We start from the raw sequence: 18,666 nt of genomic DNA, 5'->3' as shown, positions 1-18,666 counted from the left end.
GGGCGAGTGGCCGACGAGCGTCCGGCGGGGACGGGGTCAGTTCCTGGCCGCGGTGCCGTTGACGGCGGTGAGCGCGGTCAGTGGGGTGTCCGCCAGGCCCAGCTCGCCCGCCCGGTCGAGCAGTTGCTGGAGCTGCCCGGCCTGGCCGGCGTCCGACTTCATCAGCCGCATCAGCAGTGCGGACACGGTCAGGTTCTGCACGTCGGCCGTGGAGACCGGGCCGAGGATCCTGCCGAGGTCGTCCGCGAGGCTCGCCGAGCCGTCGAGGTAGGGCTGGGCCAGCGCCCGCGCGGTCGCGGAGTGCGCGACGAACCCGTCGACGCCCTTGCCGAACGAGACCGAGGACACCAGCCGGTCGAAGAAGACCGAGTCGCCGCCGACGATGTCGATGTCCGCGTTCTCCAGTCCGGTGGCCAGGACCGTGGCCTGCGCCTCGGCGACCTGCCGCTGCGTCTCCAGGCCGGCCAGGCGGATCTCCTTCTCGGCCTGGAGGCGCAGCCGGTATTCCTCGTGGCCGCGCGAGGCCTCGTCCAGGGCGGCCATCGCCGCCGCCTTCTCGGTCAGGCCGGCCGCCTCCGCCTTCAGCTTCTCGCCGATCGCGGTGGCCTCGGCGAGCGCCTTGGCCTGGGCACCCTCCGCCTCGGCGCGCAGCAGGGCCTCGGCGCCCCGGGCCTCGGCGAGCGCCTTGGCCTGGGTGGCCTCGGCCTCGGCACGGCCGGCCTTCTCGACGACCTCGGCCTCCTTGTCGCGGACCTGGACGGCGGCCAGGCCCTCGGCGGCGGCCTCGGCCTGGACGCCCTCCGCGAGGCGCAGCCGGGCGCGGGCGTCGAGATCGGCGGTCTTCAACCGGGCCTCGGCGAGGGTGAGTTCCTCGGCCGCGCGGTGGGTGGCGGCCTGCTCGGCGGCCTCGGCGGCCTTGATGTCCTTGACCAGCTTCTCCTGCGCCTCGGCCTCCGCGGCGATGATCACGGCCTGGCGCTCGCGCTCCGCCTGCTCCACGGCGCGCAGCTTCTTGATGGACTCCTCCTGCTCGGCGACCGTGCGGTCCACGGCCACCCGCTCGCGCACGACCTCGGCGATCTCCCGCTTGTTCGCCTCGACCTCCTTCTCGGCGGCGATGCGGGTCAGCTGGGTCTCCCGCTCGCGGGCGATGACCTCCAGCATGCGGTCCTTCTCGATCCGCTCGTTCTCCACGGCGATGACCCGCTCGCGGTTCTTCGCGGCGACGGCGACCTCGCGGGCCTGGTTCTCGCGCTGGACGCCGAGCTGTTCCTCGGTGCGCAGGAAGGCGCCCTGGGCGCGCAGCCGCTCCTCCTCGACCACGCGGGCGGTCTCGGCCTCCTCGCGGGCGCGGGAGGTCTCGATCTCGCGCCTCTGCTTGATCTCGGCGTCCGCCTGCCGGCGCTCCAGTTCGAGGATGGCCTCGCGGGCGTCGACGTTCTGCCGGGTGATCTCCTTCTCCTCGGTGCGCTGGGCCTCGTTGGTGCGCACGTGCTCGACCGCCGTCAGCTCGGTGATCTTGCGGATGCCCTGGGCGTCGAGGACGTTGGAGGGGTCGAGCTGGGCGAGCGGGGTCTGCTCCAGGTAGTCGATCGCCGCGTCCTCGAGGTGGTAGCCGTTGAGGTCGACGCCGATCAGCTCGATGATCTGGAAGCGGAGCTCTTCGCGCTTGGTGTAGAGGTCGGTGAAGTCCATCTGCTTGCCGACGGTCTTCAGCGCCTCGGAGAACTTCGCGTGGAACAGCTCCTGGAGCGTGGACTGGTCGCTGGCGCGGGCGGTGCCGACCGCCTGGGCGACCTTGATGACGTCCTGCGCGGTCTTGTTGACCCGGACGAAGAACGAGATGCGGATGTCGGCGCGGATGTTGTCCCGGCAGATGAGGCCGTCGCGCCCGGAGCGGGTGATCTCGATGGCCTTCACCGAGATGTCCATCATCTCGGCCTTGTGCAGCACCGGCAGCACGACCTGCCCGGTGAAGGTCACGTCGACCCGGCGGGTCTTGGAGACGATCAGCGCCTTGCCCTGCTCGACCTTCCGGAACAGCCGGGAGAAGGTGAGCAGTACGAGGAGCACGAGGACCAGACAGGCCGCGGCGAGCGCGCCGATGACATCCATGGCATACGTCCTTGACGACGACGGTGTGACGACGACTGACGGACCGGGGGCGACGGGCACGAGCACGGGCACATGGCGGCCTGGGCGGAGCACTGCCCCCCGTGGATCCCGGGCGTCTGCCGGTGTCCGGCACCGGAACCCTTCGCAGTGCTCCCCCGGCGCCATCATGGCGGTTTTGATCGATCATTCGCATTGCCGGTTCCCGGCAGTTTTTCGGGACCACTCGATGCCGGTGTGTTGACATGGGGCGGTCACGGGGCGACGGGTGCCGGTGCCGAGCGGCTGGCGTATGGTCCGTATATGTACGCAGTCGTGCGGAATGCCGGGGTTCGTGCTCGTCATCCGCAGCGGGACCGCCACTGGGACCGCCACCGGGATTGCCACCGGGGCCGGCACCGGGGCAGGTGAGTACCGTGCGGCGCCGCACCGGCACGCAGGCGGACCCCGCGACGCACGCGGAGGCCCTCGACTCCGTGCTCGCCGACGTGGTGGGACTGACCGGGGCGTCCGTGGGGCTGCTGTTCCTGCTGCCGCCCGGGGAGCGGATGCTGCGGCTCACGGCGGCGTCCGGGGTGTCGCGGCGGATCGCCGCCCCGTGGGAGCGGATCCCGGTCCAGGAGCACATCCCCGTGACGGACGCGATGCGGCAGCGGCGGCTGGTGTGGCTCAACAGCCAGGAGGAGCTGGCCCGCCGCTACCCCCGGCTCGGCATCGTCCTGCCGTACGACTTCATGCTGGCCGCCGCTCCGCTCACGGACGACGAGACCGTGTGGGGCGGCATCGTGCTGCTGTGGCCGGTGTGGCACCCGCCGCAGCTCAGCCGGGCCGAGCGGGAGACGATCGAGGCGTGCTGCCGACGCGGCGCCGGGGTGCTGCGCGAGGCCGCGGGCGGCGGGCGCCCCCCGCTGAGCGGCGACGAGCCGCGGCTGCTCTCCTCGCCGGTGCCGCGCGAGTCCGATCCGGCGCAGGCGGCGGCCGCGCTCGGGTTCGCCCAGCGGCTGCCCGTGGGCTGCTGCGCGCTCGATCTGGACGGCCGGATCACCTTCATCAACTCCGCGGCCGCGGACCTGGTCGGCGCCGGGGCCGCGGTGCTGCTGGGCAGGCGGCCGTGGGAGGTGCTGCTGTGGCTGCGCGACCCGGTGTTCGAGGACCGTTACCGGGAGGCCGTGGTCGCCCGGCGGCCCACCTCCTTCACCGCCCTGCGCCCGCCGGACACCCGGCTGTGCTTCCAGCTCTACCCGGACCACAGCGGCATCAGCGTGCACATCACACCCTCCTCGGCGCCCGGGACTTCCCCCGCGGCGGATCAGGTCGGCCCCGAGTGCGAGCCGCCCCCGCCCCGGGCCGCGCAGGTGGGCGCCACGGCCCTCTACAACCTCACCCACCTGGCCTCCGCGCTCGCCGAGGCCGCCGGTGTGCGGGACGTGGGCGAACTGGTCGCCGACCAGATCGTGCCCGCCTTCGGACCGAGCGCGATGGCCCTGCTGGCGGCCGAGGACGGCCGGCTGCGCGTGATCACCCACCGCGGCTGGCCCGGCGAGCTCGTGGACCGCTTCGACGCGGCCCCGCTGGCCTCCGGCACCCTGACCGCGCAGGTGCTCGCCACGGGCGTGCCCCGCTTCTTCGGCAGCGTGGCCGACCTCGAGGACGACCGCCTGGAGGTGTCGTACCTGGACACCATGGCCGCCTGGGCCTTCCTGCCGCTGTTCGCCTCCGGCCGCCCGGTCGGCACCCTCGTCCTCGGCTACGACCGGCCGCACCCGTTCGCCCCCGCCGAGCGCGCCCTGCTGACCTCACTGGCCGGGCTGCTCGCCCAGTCCACGGCCCGCGCCCGGCACTACGACGCCAAGCACACCCTCGCCCACGCCCTGCAGAACAGCCTGCTCCCCCGCAGGCTGCCGAAGCTGTCCGGCCTGAGCACGGCCACCCGCTACCTGCCCGCCGGCGACGGCCTCGACATCGGCGGCGACTTCTACGACCTGATCCGGTGCGACCCCGGCTCCGCCGTCGCGGCCGTCGGCGACGTCCAGGGCCACAACCCGGCGGCGGCCGCCCTCATGGGCCAGGTGCGCACCGCCGTGCACGCCCACGCCACGGGCGGGGCGCCCCCGGGCGACGTGCTCGCCCGTACCAACCGGTTGCTGAACGACCTCGAGTCCGGCCTGTTCACCAGCTGCCTGATCACCCAGCTCGAACCCGGCCGCCGGCACGCCCGGTTCGCCACCGCCGGTCATCCGCCGCCCCTGCTGCGCCATCCGGACGGCCGTACCGAGGTGGTGGACGTGCCGCCCGGGCTGCTGCTGGGCATCGACCCGGACGCCGGCTACACCACCGTACGGATCCCGCTGCCGCCCGGCGCGGTGCTCGCCCTCTACACCGACGGCCTCGTCGAGGCGCCGGGCGTCGACCTCGACGAGGCCACCGGGGCGCTGGTACGGGAACTGGCCCGCGCCGGCGGCCGGGAGGACCTGGAGGACGTCGCGGACGCCCTGGTCCGCCACGCCCGGCGCAGCGCGCCGCGCCACGACGACATCGCCCTCATCCTGCTGCGCACCGGGGCGAGCGGGTGAGGCGTGCCACGGGCGCGGACCGTGCCGCCGGTCAGGCCTCCGGCCAGGACTCCAGGCGCCCGGCGAACTCCGGGGGCGAGGCCACGACCATCAGCGAGGCGGGTTCCGTACCGGGGTTGGCGAGGGTGACGCGCTCGCCGGTGGCGATGTGCGCGACCGAACCGGCCGACAGCGTACGGGACTTGCCGTCGTGGCCCAGTTCGACCGTGCCGGCGACGGGGATGAGCGCGATCTGCGAGGCGCCGTGGTCGTGCTCGGGCAGGGCCGCGCCCGGGGGCAGTTCGACGTGGAGGACGGCGACCTGCTCGAAGGCGCCGGCGGGGACGAGGACCTCGGCGGTGGGGCCGTTGGGGACGGGGGCGCGACGGCGGGTGCCGGTGCCGACTCGGGCTGTGTGCATGGGAGTTCCTCCTGGTGAGCGGGTTCGGTCAGGGCTGCTGCTACGGCTGCCGCTGTTGCTCCTGCTGCGGGGGCAGGGCGGCGATCAGCGGGTGGTCGCGCTCGATGAGGCCGAGCTTGGCCGCGCCGCCGGGGGAGCCGAGGACGTCGAAGAACTCCGCGTTGGCCCGCTCGTAGTCCTTCCACTGCTCGGGGAGGTCCTCCTCGTAGAAGATGGCCTCCACCGGGCAGACCGGCTCGCAGGCGCCGCAGTCGACGCATTCGTCGGGGTGGATGTAGAGGGACCGCTCGCCCTCGTAGATGCAGTCGACCGGGCACTCCTCGACGCACGCCTTGTCCTTGACGTCCACGCAGGGCTGCGCGATCACGTAGGTCATGGCCTGCCTCCTCTCACGAGGCTGCTTTTTTACGAATCGTACATGTAATAATTAGGGCCGCGGCCCGAGGGGCCGGACAGTGACCGCGCAGCGAGGATGAGGGAGCACCATGGCGCCGCCTTCCGAGATCTACATCGAGTCCACCGAGACCGATCCGGCCGTCCACGCCCGGCACGCGCTGCGGCGGATCCACCAGCGGCTGCGGGAGGGAGCGGGGCCGGACGAGCTGCGCGGCTACCTGGAGGCCTGCGACCGGACCCTGTACGGCGCCGCTTCGGGCGCCGCCGAGACCCGGCTGCTGGTGCGCGCGCTGCGCACCTCCGCCTCGGCGCTCCACCGCCGCCTCGACGCCTCCGGGGACGGGGACGCCCCCGCACCCGAGGCGCTGCTCGACGCGCATCTCCTCATGGAGGAGGAGGTCCTGCTGCCCGCCCTGCTCGCGCTGCCCGGCGCGGACCTGCCCCTGCTGGTCGCGGATCTGGAGGGGCTGCTGAAGGGCGAGGAGCCGGAGAGCCCGGCGGTCGTGGACGTACGGGAGATCCCGCACGGCCGGCGGCACCCGCGGATCTTCGCGCGGTTCGCGCGGCTGGCGCCCGGGGAGAGCTTCACGCTGGTCAACAACCACGACCCCAGGCCGCTGCGCCGCGAGTTCGAGGCGACCCACCCGGACGCGTTCACCTGGGAGTACGTCGAGTCGGGGCCCGAGCAGTGGCGCATCCTGATCGGGCGGAAGGCGGCGGCCGGTGCCTGAGGCCGACTCCACCGCGGACTCCCCGGCGGGCTCCACCGCGGACTCCCCGGCCGACTCCACCGCGGACTCCCCGGCCGGCTCTGCGGCCGACTCCACGGCGGCCGACGCGCCGGCGCCGCAACGGCTGTGCGACATCCCGGCGCTGACCGGCGGGCCGGTCACCGCGCCCGGGGTGGTGTGGAAGCTGGCCGAGTCCGGGCGGCAACTGGACGCCAACGTCGTCCGGTTGCCGGCGGGCCGGCGCATCGACACCCACACCGAACGCGATCTCGACGTGCTGCTCCTGGTCGTCGCCGGGGACGGGGTACTCGGCAGCGGCACCGCCGACGAGCCGCAGCCCCTGACCGAGGGCACCCTGTTCTGGCTGCCGCACGGCTCCACCCGCAGCGTCACCGCGGGCGCCGGAGGGCTCTCCTACGTCACCGTGCACCGCCGCCGCCCCGGCATGCAGGTGCGGTCGGGGCCGCCGCCGGCGCCGGGAGCCTGAGCCGGGAGTCCGGGCCGGGAGTCCGCCGCCGGGGGCCTCGGTCCGGCCGCGCGGTCAGGTGGGTGTGGTCCAGCGCGGGGCCGTGCCGGCCCAGGCGGTGTCCCAGGCGGCGAGGTTGCGGCGGCGCAGGAGGAGGCAGGCGAGGCCGTGGGCGCCCGCGCCGGCCGCCGCCACCGCGAGGGCGGAGACGATCGCCCAGCCCATGCAGCGGCTGCGGATCTGGTCGGTGGTCAGGGGCGGCCCGGTGATCGTGCCGTCGGTGGCCGCCCAGACGTCGACGGTGCTGCCCGCGGGGAGCGCCGGGGGGACGTCCGTCTTCCCGGTGCGCGGGCGTCCGGTGGGGTCGGTGAAGCGGACCTCGACCGGATAGCGGGTCTTCTCCTCCTCCCGCGAGCCCGGCTCGGGATGGCGCGGCGCGTCGTGGACGAGTACGGCGGCCGTGCGCTGCCTGGTCTGCCGCTGGTGCTCGGCCAGGTCCGTGTAGTGGCGGTACGCGGTGTCGCCGACGAGGAACATGGCCGCGGGCGCGGCCGCCAGCACGGCCAGGAAGAGGCCGAGGGCGATCCACGCCTGGACGAGATCGGTGGTGCGGCGCAGCGGGTTGCGGCGCATCCGCCACAGCACGAAGCGCGGGAGGTCGTCGGGGGCGTCCGGGGCGTCGGGCGGCGGCTGGGCCCGGGGGATGCCGCGGGCCATGGGATGCCTCCTTCCTCGAGGCGGACGGTTCGCTCGGGGGCTGTCCGGCCAGGCGAAGCCTGGTACGTACAAGCGATGACGTGTGATCACGGGTCAAGGCGACGGCGGCCGGTCGTGGTCCGGTGCGCAGGCCTCCGGGCCGCCGGTCGAGGGGTGGGCGTGGGCGGACCGCAGCAGGGTGGCGGCGCCGCGCACGGCGGCGGTGTGCGGCGCCGCCACGGCCCTGAGCGGCGCGTGCAGCCTGCCGGTGAGGTGGTAGGTGATCTCGGGCCGCAGCGCGCCGCCGCCGGCCAGCAGCGCGCCCCGCTGGAGGGCGTCGACGGTGAGCGACGTGCGGTCCTGGCGCAGCATCGCGGTCACCATGGTGGCCACCGCCTCGCTGATCCCGGCGGGGGTCGCGCCGCCGAGGTCGCCGGTGCCGAGCGCGGTGCGGCGGGCGTCGGTGACGGCGCCGTCCACGAGGAGCACCACCTCGGTGAGGTGCGCGCCGATGTCCACCACGAGCAGCGGCCGGGACAGATCGGCGCCCGCGCCCAGTGCGACGGCCCGCGCGCTCGGCACGGTGAGGACGCCGCGCGGCCGCAGCACCTGGACGGCCGTGCGGGCCGCGGCACGGTAGGCGACCCCGTCCAGCACGGGGGCGGTGACCACGACGAGCGGGCGGGTGAAGCGGGGCAGGCGGTGGCCGAGGAGGCGGTCGAGCATCCGGGCCGCTCCCTCGGTGTCCACAATGGCGCCGCGCCGCACCGGGTAGACCGCGCCGGCGCCGGGGAACGTCACCGTGGGCACGTCGAGGACGAGGCCCCGGCCCGACAGCCACGCCCGGGTGCGGGCGCTGCCCATGTCGAGGGCGATCCCGCAGCAGTGCCGGCACAGCGGCCATGGGCGGTGCCGGGCGGGGAACCGGCGGGCGGTGCGGCGGCCGGAGGGGTGGGCGGTGGTCACCGGCCGGCCTCCCTCACCTGCTGGCAGCGGGCGCAGTAGCGGGCCTGCGGCACGATCTCCAGGCGCTCGCGCGCGATGGGGCGCCGGCACAGGTGGCAGCTGCCGTAGGTGCCGCCGTCCATGCGCTCGAGGGCGGCCTCGACGTCGGCGAGGACCATGCGGGCGGAGGCGGCGAGCTTGACCCGCACCTCGACCTGCGAGGCGGCCTGCTGGAGGAGCAGGTCGTCCAGGCGGGACGGGGCCGCGATCTGCTGCAACTGCTCCTGCCGGAACAGCCGCTGCTCGAGCAGGTTCTCGCGGAACGCGGCGAGGTCCTCGGGCGTGAGACGCGTGTCGGGGTCGTCGATGATCTGCTGGTTCACCACTTCACCCCTCAGGCAGGGCAGAAGACGAGGCGGGTACGGGGGAAGGTGCGGCGGTGCGGCCCTGGCGGGCGGCGGCACCCTCGTGGGCACCGCCGCCCGGGTGGGTGACGGCGCCCCGTGCCGGGCGGTCGCGTCAGGCGTCGCGGCGCAGGCAGCTGACGCAGTGACGGGTGTAAGGCAGGATCTCCAGGCGCTCCACCGGGACCGGCTTGGCGCAGGAGACGCAGGTGCCGTAGGTGCCGGCGTCGACGCGCGCGAAGGCCTCGTCGATCTCTTTGAGGACCCGCTCGATGCTGTCCCGCTGCGAGGACATCAGCGGGTCGCCCGCGCTCTGCCCGGTCTCGCCGAGGGCCTGCAACTGGATCAGCCGGGTCCCGCGGGCGTGCTCGAGGCGCCGGCGGGCCTCCTGAGCGGTCAGGCGCTCCAGGCGGGGTTCGGTCCGGGCGGCATCGGGCGACATGGCGGGGCCCTCTCTCTTCTTCCGGGGATCTGCCGTGGGGCTTCGTAGGTCTGTCGTTCGTCTTCGTGGGTCTGCCGTGGCGCCTCGTGGCGCTTCGCAGGTCTTCGCAGGTCTTCGTGGGGACGGGGGTGGCCGAGTGGTTCGTGACTCCACCCTCGCTTCTTCCGCCGCCGGAACCCATCGGGTCCAGAGCCCATTTACCGGGGGTCGCGGGACTCACACGGTGGGGACATGGGTAGGCCGCGCCCGGGGAAATGGGCGCCGGACCCCATCGACGCGGTGCCCGCGCACGGGCAGGCTTGGCGGAGTCGGGCCGGGACGGGCAAGGCTGTCCCGGCCCGGGCCGCGGCTCGACCGGGGTGCGCGATGCCCGACAGTGGAGGGCGATGCCCGACAGTGGAGGCAGGCCGCACACACGGAAGGAGGCGCGACCCCGGTGTCGCTGTTCTGGCGGATCTTCGGACTCAACGCGGTGGTGCTCGGCTCGGCGACCGCGCTGCTGCTGTGGGCTCCGGTGACCGTCTCCGTGCCGGTCGTGCTGACCGAGGCGGTCATCCTGGTCGGCGGCCTGGTCGTCATGCTGGTCGCCAACGCCGCCCTGCTGCGCTGGGGCCTGGCCCCGCTGGACCGGCTCACCCGCCTGATGACGACCGTGGACCTGCTGCGCCCCGGCCAGCGGCTGCCCGCGGACGGCGGCGGCGAGGTCGCCGAGCTCATCCGCACGTTCAACGCCATGCTGGACCGGCTCGAGCAGGAGCGGGCCACGAGCAGCGCCCGCGTGCTGCTCGCCCAGGAGTCCGAACGGCGCCGTATCGCGCAGGAACTGCACGACGAGGTGGGCCAGAGCATGACCGCGGTCCTGCTGGCCCTCAAGCGGGCCGCGGACGAGGCCCAAGAACCCCTGCGCGAGGAACTGCACCAGGCGCAGGAGATCACCCGGGGGAGCCTGGACGAGGTGCGCCGCCTGGTGCGCAGGCTGCGGCCCGGCGTCCTGGACGACCTGGGCCTGGTCAGCGCCCTGACCTCGCTCACCTCCGACTTCGCCACGCACACCGGGCTCAAGGTGCTGCGCCGCTTCGACGGCGACCTGCCCGCCCTGGAGCCGGAGACCGAGCTGGTGCTCTACCGGGTCGCCCAGGAGAGCCTGACCAACGCGGCCCGGCACGCCGACGCCCGGCGCGTCGAGGTCGGCCTGCGGCACACCGGCGGCACGGTGGAACTGGCCGTCACCGACGACGGCCGCGGGATCAGGGCCGCGTGCGAGGGCGCCGGCATCCGCGGCATGCGTGAGCGGGCCCTGCTGATCGGGGCCGCGCTCGACATCACCGACGCGCCCGGCGGCGGTACCCGGATCCGGCTCACCGCGCCCGTTCCCAGGAAGCAGCCCTGACCATGTCAGACGACCCGACCCCGACCCCGACCCCGACTCCGGCCCAGGCCCAGGCCCAGGCCCAGGCCCAGGCTCAGGCCCAGGCTCAGACCCAGGTCACGGGGGCCGCATCCGGCAGGATCCGCATCCTCCTCGCCGACGACCACGCGCTCGTACGGCGAGGAGTGCGGCTGATCCTCGACCAGGAGCACGACCTGGAGGTGGTCGCCGAGGCCGGTGACGGCGCCGAGGCCATCGAGATGGCCCGCACCCACGACATCGACCTCGCCGTCCTGGACATCGCCATGCCGCGCATGACCGGACTCCAGGCCACCCGTGAACTGGCCGCGCTGAAGCCGCAGTTGCGCATCCTGATGCTCACGATGCACGACAACGAGCAGTACTTCTTCCAGGCCCTGAAGGCCGGCGCCAGCGGCTACGTCCTGAAGTCGGTCGCCGACCGGGACCTGGTCGCCGCGTGCCGGGCCGCGATGCGCGACGAGCCGTTCCTGTACCCGGGCGCGGTGACCGCGCTCATCCGCAACTACCTCGACCGGGTACGCCACGGCGAGGAGACCCCCGACCAGGTGCTGACGCCGCGCGAGGAGGAGGTGCTGAAGCTGGTGGCCGAGGGCCACTCGTCCAAGGAGATCGCCGAGATCCTCTTCATCAGCGTCAAGACCGTCCAGCGCCACCGCGCCAACCTGCTGCAGAAGCTGGGCCTGCGCGACCGCCTGGAACTGACCCGGTACGCCATCCGCGCGGGCCTGGTCGAACCCTGAACCGCCCGGGGTCCCGGCCGCCACTCCCCGGCCGGGGCCCCGGGTACGCCGCCGGCACGACGAGGGAAGACCGAGGAAGGGGACGGTGCATGCACCGCGCACGACGCACCGCCCCGAGGGCCCTCGCCGTGCTCACGGCCGTACTGCTGGCCCTGCTCGGCCTGGCCGGCGCGCACGCCGGCCCGTACCCCGCGGACACCGCGCCGGCCCGGGCCGCCACCACGGCCACCGCGGCCACCACGGCCACCACCGCGGTACTGACCGCCCCCGCCCCCCACGCCCACGACGTCTGCCCCGACGCGTGCGTCAGCCGGGCCGGCGTCCGCCACGACCGGCACGGTGAGCGGCCGGACCCGCCCGGCCGGCACGCCGTCGCCGTCCCCGCCCCGGTCCTCCCGGACCGCGTCTCCACGCGGGCCTCGCCCGGCTTCCCGCCCCTCATCGTCACCCTGCCGTCCCCGGTCCCCGACCGGGGCCGCGCGCCACCCACACCCTCCGGCGTCCGACACCCGTCGGCGGACGCACCCGTCCGCTGACGCCCCTCCCTGTCCCCGTCCCGTGTGCCCGCCGGAGGCATCCCTTGATCCGCTCCGCCCGGGTGAGAGCGCTGTTCGCCCTCGCCGTCATCGCCGTGTCCGTCTACATCGCCGTCACCGTCCCGGTCCGACTCGGACTCGATCTGCGCGGCGGCACCCAGATCGTCCTGGAGACCCGTTCCACCCCGGCCACGAAGGCCGACCGGGCGGCCACCGACCGCACCCTGGAGGTACTGCGCGGCCGGGTCGACGCGCTCGGTGTCGCCGAGCCCACCCTGGTGCGCTCCGGCGCGAACCGGATCATCGTCGAGCTGCCCGGCGTGCAGGATCCGAAGCAGGCCGCCGACGTGCTGGGCCGCACGGCTCAGCTGACCTTCCACCCGGTGCTGGGCCCGGCCGGAGACGGCAAGGCCGGGGACGCCAAGGCCGGGGACGCCAAGGCCGGGGACGCCAAGGCCGGGGACGCCAAGGCCGGGGAGCTGGTGCTGCCCGACGAGTCGGGGCAGCGGCTGCGGCTGGCGGCCCAGGCCATGACCGGCAAGGAGGTCAAGGGCGCCGACGCGCGCTTCGACCAGGAGACCGGCGCCGGCTGGCACGTCACCGTCGACTTCGACCGCGCGGGCCGCACCCAGTGGGCGAAGCTGACGAGCGAGGCGGCGTGCCGCCCGGTGGGCGACCCCACGCGCCGGGTCGCCATCGTCCTCGACGAGAGGATCATCTCCTCGCCGCAGGTCGCCCCGTCCGTCGCCTGCGGTACGGGCATCGCGGACGGCTCCACGCAGATCACCGGCTCCTTCGACGACCGCGAGGCGCGCGAGCTGGCGCTGCTGATCAACGGCGGCGCGCTGCCCGTACCCGTGGAGACCGTCGAGCAGCACACCGTCGGCCCCACCCTGGGCGCGCAGGCCATCACGGCCAGCGCCTGGGCCGCGGCCATCGGCACCGCGCTGACCGCGCTGTTCATCATCGTGGTCTACCGCCTGATGGGCGCCCTGGCCGCCGTAGCCCTGCTCGCCTACGGCCTGATCTCCTACGCCGCCCTGGCCGCCCTCGGCGCCACGCTGACCCTGCCAGGCCTGGCCGGTTTCGTGCTGGCGATCGGCATGGCGGTGGACGCCAACGTGCTCGTCTTCGAACGCGCCCGGGAGGAGCACGCGGCCCGGCACCGGCCCACCGGGCGCTCGGCGCTGACCGCCGGTTTCCGCAACGCCTTCAGCGCGATCGCCGACTCCAACATCACCACGCTGATCGCGGCCCTGCTGCTGTTCTTCCTGGCCTCGGGGCCGGTGCGCGGCTTCGGCGTGACCCTCGGGATCGGCGTCGTGGCGTCCATGGTCAGCGCCCTGGTGATCACCCGGGTGCTCGCCGACTTCGCGGTCTCCCGCCGCTGGGTGCACCGCCGTCCCCGGCTCACCGGACTGGCCACCACCGGCCGGGTCCGCGACGCCCTCGCGCGCCGCGATCCGCGCCCGATGCGCAGGCCGCGCCGCTGGCTGGCCGCCTCCGCGGTGGTCCTGGCGCTCGCCGGGGCGGGCATCGCCGTACGCGGACTGGACCTGGGCGTGGAGTTCACCGGCGGCCGGCTGATGGAGTACGACACCGCGCGTGCCGTGGACCCCGAGCGCGCGCGGACCGCGCTCGCCGAGGCGGGTCATCCGCGCGCGGTCGTGCAGTCCTCGGGGGAGTCGGGCCTGACCGTGCGCACGCAGGCCCTGACCGACGCCCGGGCGGACGAGATCACCCGGACCGTGGACTCGCTCGGCGGCGGGACGCGGAAGGTGCGCGACGAGCTGATCGGCCCGAGCATGGGCGACGAGCTGCGCCGCAACGCGCTCATCGCGCTGGCCGTGGCGCTCGGCGCGCAGCTGCTGTACCTCGCGGCCCGCTTCCGCTGGCTGTTCGGCACCGCCGCGGTGAGCGCGCTGGCCCATGACGTGGTGATCCTGGTCGGTGTCTTCGCCTGGCTGGGCAAACCGCTGGACGGGGTGTTCCTCGCCGCGCTGCTGACGGTGATCGGCTACTCGGTCAACGACTCGGTGGTGGTCTTCGACCGCATCCGCGAGCTGGTGCGCCGGGACCGCAAGGCGCCGCTGGCCGAGGTGACCGACCGGGCGATCGTGCAGACGCTGCCGCGCACCGTGAACACCGGCATGGGCGCGCTGCTCATCCTCGCCTCGCTGGCGGTGCTCGGCGGCGACTCGCTCACCGACTTCGCCCTCGCCCTGCTCATCGGCATCGTGGTCGGCACGTACTCCTCGGTGTTCACGGCCGCCCCGATCGCCGTCGAACTGCACGCCCGCGGACGGGGCCGCCCCCGCCGCGCGCGCCCGAACAGGCGGGCGGCCGCCCGCACCTGACACACGGTCGGCCGGGGGCGGCGGCCCCCGGCCGGCTGCATCACCGCCCCGGCCGGAAATGGGTGCCGTGACCGATGGCCCGGGCGCGGCCGTCCGGCCAGGCTGGAGGAGACAGGCGGACCGCGGGGTGCCGTAGGCACGGCGCCCCGCGGTCCGCCGTTCCGTCAGTTCCGCCCGTCCGCCGGCCCCGGGGCCAGAAGGGACCGTGACAGTCATGTCGTGGGACACCACCCGCTCCACCTCCTCCGCCGCGCGCGTCGGCGCGCACGAGGCGCGGCAGCGGCTGGAGCACGAGCGCAACGCGCGCCTCGCCCAGCTGCGGGCCCTGAAGGACACCGAGGGGGCCGGCCAGGAGGCCGACGACCTGCTGAGCGCGCAGCGCGGGGCGGTGGGGCGCGCGCTGAAGGAGATCGAGGCCGCGTTCGCGCGGCTGGAGGAGGGCACCTACGGCCTGTGCCGCGAGTGCTCCCGGCCCATCCCGGTGGAACGGCTGGAGATCCTGCCGTACGCGAGCGCCTGCGTACCCTGCCAGCAGCGCGCGGGCTGAGCCGCCCGCCCCGGCCCCCACGCGCCCGCCCGAACAGACACATGGCCCACACAAATATTGCAAAGGGCAAGAAAAGCTCCGTATAGGCACTCTCAACTCAGCGCAGTTCTGCGAGCACTCATCGTGCGCATGCGTGACGCTGAGTGCAGCGGAACGCCGAACGCCCCTGGTCACGGCCTCGGGCCGGCGTGCTTTGCCGACTTCGCAGGGGATGTGAGCACAGTGGGACGGCGCGGTGCCCGTCGGGAAGCGGAACGAGTGGCGGCGCTGGCCGCCGACCAGTTGCTGCGGGCCGGCCGGATACTGCGCCGTTCCCCCGTCACACCCGACCTGCGGGCGGTCCTGCGCACCGACCAGGACGTCAACGACAGCCCCTACCGCGAGCGCTGGGCGCACGACAGGGTGGTGCGCTCCACCCACGGCGTGAACTGCACCGGCTCCTGCTCGTGGAAGGTGTACGTCAAGGACGGCCTGATCACCTGGGAGACGCAGGAGACGGACTACCCGTCCACCGGGCCCGACCGGCCCGAGTACGAGCCGCGCGGCTGCCCGCGCGGGGCCTCGTTCTCCTGGTACACCTACTCGCCGACCCGCGTGCGCCACCCCCATGTGCGGGGCGTGCTGCTGGAGATGTACCGGGAGGCGCGGGAGCGGCTGGGCGACCCGGTGGCCGCCTGGGCCGAGGTCACCGGCGACCCGGACCGGCGGCGCCGCTACCAGTCCGCGCGCGGCAAGGGCGGTCTGGTGCGCGTCGGCTGGGAGGAGGCGCTGGAGATCGCGGCGGCCGCGCATGTGCACACCATCGCCGCGTACGGCCCCGACCGGGTGGCCGGGTTCTCGCCGATCCCGGCCATGTCGATGGCCTCGCACGCGGTGGGCGCCCGCTTCATGTCGCTGATCGGCGCCCCGATGGTGTCGTTCTACGACTGGTACGCCGACCTGCCGATCGCCTCCCCGCAGGTGTTCGGCGACCAGACCGACGTGCCGGAGTCGGGCGACTGGTGGGACGCCGCGTATCTGATGCTGTGGGGTTCGAACGTGCCGGTGACGCGGACCCCGGACGCGCACTGGATGACCGAGGCCCGCTACCGCGGCCAGAAGGTCGTGGTGGTCTCCCCCGACTACGCGGACGCCACCAAGTTCGCCGACGAGTGGCTGCACCCGCACCCCGGCACGGACGGGGCGCTGGCCATGGCCATGGGCCATGTGATCCTCACCGAGTTCTTCGTGCGCCGTACGGTGCCCCACTTCGCCGACTACGTACGCCGGTTCACCGACCTGCCCTTCCTGGTCGAGCTGGAGGAGCGCGACGGCGCGTGCGTGCCGGGCAAGTTCGTCACCGCGGCCATGCTCGGGCTGGACGAAGAGTCGGGCGAGGACGCCCACTGGAAGCCGGTGCTGCTGGACGCGGTCTCCGGGCGTCCCGTGGTCCCGGGCGGCACCCTCGGAGACCGCTGGTCCAAGCTGGGCGAGGGCCGCTGGAACCTGGACCTCGGCGACGTGGAGCCCGAGCTGACCCTGTACCGGCGGGGCGGCCACCCGAGCGCCCCCGTCCGCCTGCCCCGCTTCGACGGTGGAGCGCCGGTCACCCGCGCGGTGCCGGTGCGCGAGGTGGGCGGACGGCGGGTGACCACCGTCTTCGACCTGCTGCTCGCCCAGTACGGCGTCGGCCGCGACGGACTGCCCGGCCAGTGGCCGGCGGGCTACGACGACGCCTCCCAGCCGCACACCCCGGCCTGGCAGGAGCCGATCACCTCGGTGCCGGCGGCCGCGGTGGTGCGCATCGCCCGGGAGTTCGCGCACACCGCCGAGAAGTCCCGCGGCCGCTGCATGATCGTCATGGGCGCCGGCACCAACCACTGGTTCCACTCCGACACGATCTACCGCTCCTTCCTCACCCTGCTCCTGCTCACCGGCTGCCAGGGCGTCAACGGCGGCGGCTGGGCGCACTACGTCGGCCAGGAGAAGGTGCGGCCCTACACCGGCTGGCAGCACCTGCAGTCCGCCGCCGACTGGGTGCGCCCCTCCCGCCAGGTCGCGGGCACCCCGTACTGGTACCTGCACACCGGCCAGTGGCGCTACGACGGGCAGGGCGCCGACGCGCTCGCCGCGCCCACCGCGAAGGGCCTGTTCACCGGGCTGCACACCGCCGACCTGGTGGCCCGTTCGGTGCGCCTGGGCTGGATGCCGTCCGCGCCCGCCTTCTCCGCCAACCCCCTGGAGCTCGGCCGGGCGGTGCGCGAGAGCGGGCGCGAGCCGGGAGAGTGGGCCACAGCCCAACTGGCGGCCGGAAAGCTGTCGTTCGCCTGCGAGGACCCGGACGCGCCGGAGAACTGGCCACGCGTGCTGACCGTGTGGCGGGCCAACCTGATCGGCTCCTCCGCCAAGGGCAACGAGTTCTTCCTGCGCCATCTGCTCGGCGCGAGCGACAACGCGCACGCGAGCGAGGCCCCGCCGGACGCGCGCCCCCGTGACGTCACCTGGCGTGAGGAGGCGCCACGCGGCAAGCTCGACCTGCTGCTCGCCCTCGACTTCCGCATGACCTCGACCACGCTGATGGCCGACCTCGTACTGCCCGCCGCCACCTGGTACGAGAAGCACGACCTGTCCAGCACGGACATGCACCCCTTCGTGCACGCCTTCTCGCCGGCCATCAGCCCGCCCTGGCAGGCCCGCACCGACTTCGAGATCTTCCACTGCCTGGCCCGCAAGTTCAGCGAACTGGCCACCGGCCGGCTCGGAGTGGCGTACGACCTGGTGGCCACGCCCCAGCAGCACGACACCCCGGGCGAGACGGCGCAGCCCGGCGGCACCGTCCCCGACTGGCGCGAGGGCGCGACCGCCCGGCCCGGGGTGAACCTGCCCGCGTTCACGCTCGTCGAGCGCGACTACACCGCCGTGGCCGACAAGCTGACCGCGCTCGGCCCGCTCGGCGAGGAGCGGGGCATGACCGTCAAGGGCGTCACCGTACGGCCGGGACCGGAGGTGCGCCGCCTCGCCGAACGCTGCGGCACGGCCGCCGGGCCCGGACCCGCGCGGGGGCGCCCGCTGCTCGACACCGACGTGAAGCTGTGCGAGGCGATCCTCGCCCTGTCCGGCACCACCAACGGGCGGCTGGCCGCCGAGGGGTTCGAGCGGCTCGCCGAACGCTGCGGTCCGGCCTCCGGGTTCGGCTCGCTCGCCGAGACCGTGCGCGAGCGGCGGGTGGTGTTCTCCGACACCCAGGACCGGCCCGTGCAGGTCGGCACCAGCCCCGAGTGGTCCGGCAAGGAGGCCCCCGACCGCCGCTACTCGCCCTTCACCGTCAACACCGAGCACCTCAAGCCCTGGCACACCCTCACCGGCCGCCAGCACTTCTACCTCGACCACGACTGGATGGCCGAGCTGGGCGAGCAACTGCCCGTCTACCGGCCCCCGCTGGACCTGGCCGCGGAGGCGGTCGCGGGCGAGCGGGAGGTGAGCGTGCGCTACCTCACCCCGCACTCGAAGTGGTCGATCCACTCCGAGTACCAGGAGAACCTGCTGATGCAGACCCTGGCCCGGGGCGGCCCGGTGATCTGGATGGCGGTGGCCGACGCCGAGGCGATCGGGGCCGCCGACAACGACTGGGTGGAGGCGGTCAACCCCAACGGGGTGGTGGTCGCCCGCGCGATCGTCTCCCACCGCGTCCCGCCCGGCACCGTGCTCATGTACCACGTGCAGGAACGCCTGGTGAACGTGCCGCGCAGCGAGGCCACCGGCCTGCGCGGCGGCGTCCACAACGCCCTCACCCGCGTCCTGATCAAACCCACCCACCTCATCGGCGGCTACGCCCAGCTCTCCTTCGCCCCCAACTACTACGGCCCCACCGGCAACCAGCGCGACGCCCGCACCGTGATCCGCCGGCGCGCACAGGAGGTGCAGTACTGAC

16 protein-coding genes are annotated in these 18,666 nt (G+C 74.2%); 9 read left to right on the top strand and 7 right to left on the bottom strand.

Features of this window, described 5'->3' with window-relative positions; all coding sequences use genetic code 11:
* Nucleotides 1–36: 36 nt before the first annotated feature.
* Nucleotides 37–2,115, bottom strand: a complete 2,079-nt coding sequence (locus tag IE217_RS04740) for an SPFH domain-containing protein (RefSeq protein ID WP_190176405.1) — start codon at nt 2,113–2,115, stop codon at nt 37–39.
* A gap of 413 nt (nt 2,116–2,528) precedes the next feature.
* On the opposite strand from IE217_RS04740, the gene IE217_RS04735 reads away from it, so the two are divergent.
* Nucleotides 2,529–4,685, top strand: coding sequence for a SpoIIE family protein phosphatase (locus IE217_RS04735; RefSeq protein WP_229865025.1), 2,157 nt, complete (start codon nt 2,529–2,531; stop codon nt 4,683–4,685).
* Between the two features lie 31 nt (nt 4,686–4,716).
* Here IE217_RS04735 and IE217_RS04730 read toward each other — a convergent pair whose 3' ends face one another.
* Both IE217_RS04730 and fdxA read right to left on the bottom strand, forming a co-directional pair.
* Complete coding sequence (locus IE217_RS04730) at nt 4,717–5,085, bottom strand: cupin domain-containing protein (RefSeq protein WP_190176403.1); 369 nt, start codon at nt 5,083–5,085, stop codon at nt 4,717–4,719.
* A gap of 40 nt (nt 5,086–5,125) precedes the next feature.
* Nucleotides 5,126–5,461 carry a ferredoxin gene (gene fdxA / locus IE217_RS04725; protein WP_190176402.1) on the bottom strand — a complete coding sequence of 112 codons (336 nt, stop codon included), beginning with the start codon at nt 5,459–5,461 and terminating at the stop codon, nt 5,126–5,128.
* 109 nt (nt 5,462–5,570) lie between these two features.
* Between fdxA and IE217_RS04720 the strand changes: the two genes are divergently transcribed.
* Entirely contained in the window at nt 5,571–6,212 is a 642-nt protein-coding gene (locus tag IE217_RS04720) for a DUF2249 domain-containing protein (protein ID WP_190176401.1), read from the top strand.
* A 124-nt stretch (nt 6,213–6,336) separates the two neighbouring features.
* Entirely contained in the window at nt 6,337–6,699 is a 363-nt protein-coding gene (locus tag IE217_RS04715; protein ID WP_190176548.1) for a hypothetical protein, read from the top strand.
* A gap of 54 nt (nt 6,700–6,753) precedes the next feature.
* On the opposite strand, the gene IE217_RS04710 is transcribed toward IE217_RS04715, so the two are convergent.
* From IE217_RS04710 to IE217_RS04695, 4 genes are all read right to left on the bottom strand, one after another.
* Nucleotides 6,754–7,395 (bottom strand): Rv1733c family protein, encoded by a 642-nt coding sequence (locus IE217_RS04710; protein WP_190176400.1) that lies wholly within the window; start codon nt 7,393–7,395, stop codon nt 6,754–6,756.
* A gap of 93 nt (nt 7,396–7,488) precedes the next feature.
* Nucleotides 7,489–8,238, bottom strand: a complete 750-nt coding sequence (locus IE217_RS04705) for a rod shape-determining protein (protein WP_190176547.1) — start codon at nt 8,236–8,238, stop codon at nt 7,489–7,491.
* A gap of 98 nt (nt 8,239–8,336) precedes the next feature.
* The gene (locus IE217_RS04700; protein WP_190176399.1) at nt 8,337–8,705 is read right to left on the bottom strand and encodes a TraR/DksA family transcriptional regulator; all 369 of its coding nucleotides are present in this window, start codon (nt 8,703–8,705) and stop codon (nt 8,337–8,339) included.
* Between the two features lie 133 nt (nt 8,706–8,838).
* Nucleotides 8,839–9,165: a TraR/DksA C4-type zinc finger protein gene (locus IE217_RS04695; RefSeq protein ID WP_190176398.1), complete on the bottom strand. Its 327-nt coding sequence runs from the start codon at nt 9,163–9,165 to the stop codon at nt 8,839–8,841.
* 436 nt (nt 9,166–9,601) lie between these two features.
* Here IE217_RS04695 and IE217_RS04690 point away from each other — a divergent pair, with 436 nt between their 5' ends.
* The 6 genes from IE217_RS04690 (at nt 9,602) to IE217_RS04665 (ending at nt 18,665) form a co-directional block, all read left to right on the top strand.
* Complete coding sequence (locus tag IE217_RS04690) at nt 9,602–10,555, top strand: HAMP domain-containing sensor histidine kinase (protein WP_190176397.1); 954 nt, start codon at nt 9,602–9,604, stop codon at nt 10,553–10,555.
* 2 nt (nt 10,556–10,557) lie between these two features.
* On the top strand, nt 10,558–11,316 hold the full coding sequence (locus tag IE217_RS04685; RefSeq protein WP_229865024.1) for a response regulator: 759 nt from the start codon (nt 10,558–10,560) through the stop codon (nt 11,314–11,316).
* A gap of 89 nt (nt 11,317–11,405) precedes the next feature.
* A complete protein-coding gene (locus IE217_RS04680; protein WP_190176396.1) occupies nt 11,406–11,852 on the top strand; it encodes a hypothetical protein in 447 nt (148 codons plus the stop codon).
* Between the two features lie 44 nt (nt 11,853–11,896).
* Entirely contained in the window at nt 11,897–14,209 is a 2,313-nt protein-coding gene (gene secD, locus IE217_RS04675) for a protein translocase subunit SecD (RefSeq protein WP_190176395.1), read from the top strand.
* A 214-nt stretch (nt 14,210–14,423) separates the two neighbouring features.
* Entirely contained in the window at nt 14,424–14,756 is a 333-nt protein-coding gene (locus IE217_RS04670; protein WP_190176394.1) for a TraR/DksA family transcriptional regulator, read from the top strand.
* Between the two features lie 258 nt (nt 14,757–15,014).
* Nucleotides 15,015–18,665: a nitrate reductase subunit alpha gene (locus IE217_RS04665; protein WP_229865023.1), complete on the top strand. Its 3,651-nt coding sequence runs from the start codon at nt 15,015–15,017 to the stop codon at nt 18,663–18,665.
* Nucleotide 18,666: the final 1 nt, after the last annotated feature.

The sequence above is a fragment of the Streptomyces naganishii JCM 4654 genome (genome assembly GCF_014650575.1).
Taxonomy (GTDB): Bacteria; Actinomycetota; Actinomycetes; order Streptomycetales; family Streptomycetaceae; genus Streptomyces; species Streptomyces naganishii.
Note: the sequence above shows the minus strand (reverse complement) of the source record. Positions and strands in the feature narration are given on the sequence as shown.

Bases quoted from the DNA above. Each gene is read 5' to 3' on its own strand.
- IE217_RS04740 (WP_190176405.1), bottom strand. From the start codon at position 2,115: ATGGATGTCATCGGCGCGCTCGCCGCGGCCTGTCTGGTCCTCGTGCTC.
- IE217_RS04730 (WP_190176403.1), bottom strand. From the start codon at position 5,085: ATGCACACAGCCCGAGTCGGCACCGGCACCCGCCGTCGCGCCCCCGTC.
- fdxA (WP_190176402.1), bottom strand. From the start codon at position 5,461: ATGACCTACGTGATCGCGCAGCCCTGCGTGGACGTCAAGGACAAGGCG.
- IE217_RS04720 (WP_190176401.1), top strand. From the start codon at position 5,571: ATGGCGCCGCCTTCCGAGATCTACATCGAGTCCACCGAGACCGATCCG.
- IE217_RS04710 (WP_190176400.1), bottom strand. From the start codon at position 7,395: ATGGCCCGCGGCATCCCCCGGGCCCAGCCGCCGCCCGACGCCCCGGAC.
- IE217_RS04705 (WP_190176547.1), bottom strand. From the start codon at position 8,238: ATGGGCAGCGCCCGCACCCGGGCGTGGCTGTCGGGCCGGGGCCTCGTC.
- IE217_RS04695 (WP_190176398.1), bottom strand. From the start codon at position 9,165: ATGTCGCCCGATGCCGCCCGGACCGAACCCCGCCTGGAGCGCCTGACC.
- IE217_RS04685 (WP_229865024.1), top strand. From the start codon at position 10,558: ATGTCAGACGACCCGACCCCGACCCCGACCCCGACTCCGGCCCAGGCC.
- IE217_RS04680 (WP_190176396.1), top strand. From the start codon at position 11,406: ATGCACCGCGCACGACGCACCGCCCCGAGGGCCCTCGCCGTGCTCACG.
- IE217_RS04670 (WP_190176394.1), top strand. From the start codon at position 14,424: ATGTCGTGGGACACCACCCGCTCCACCTCCTCCGCCGCGCGCGTCGGC.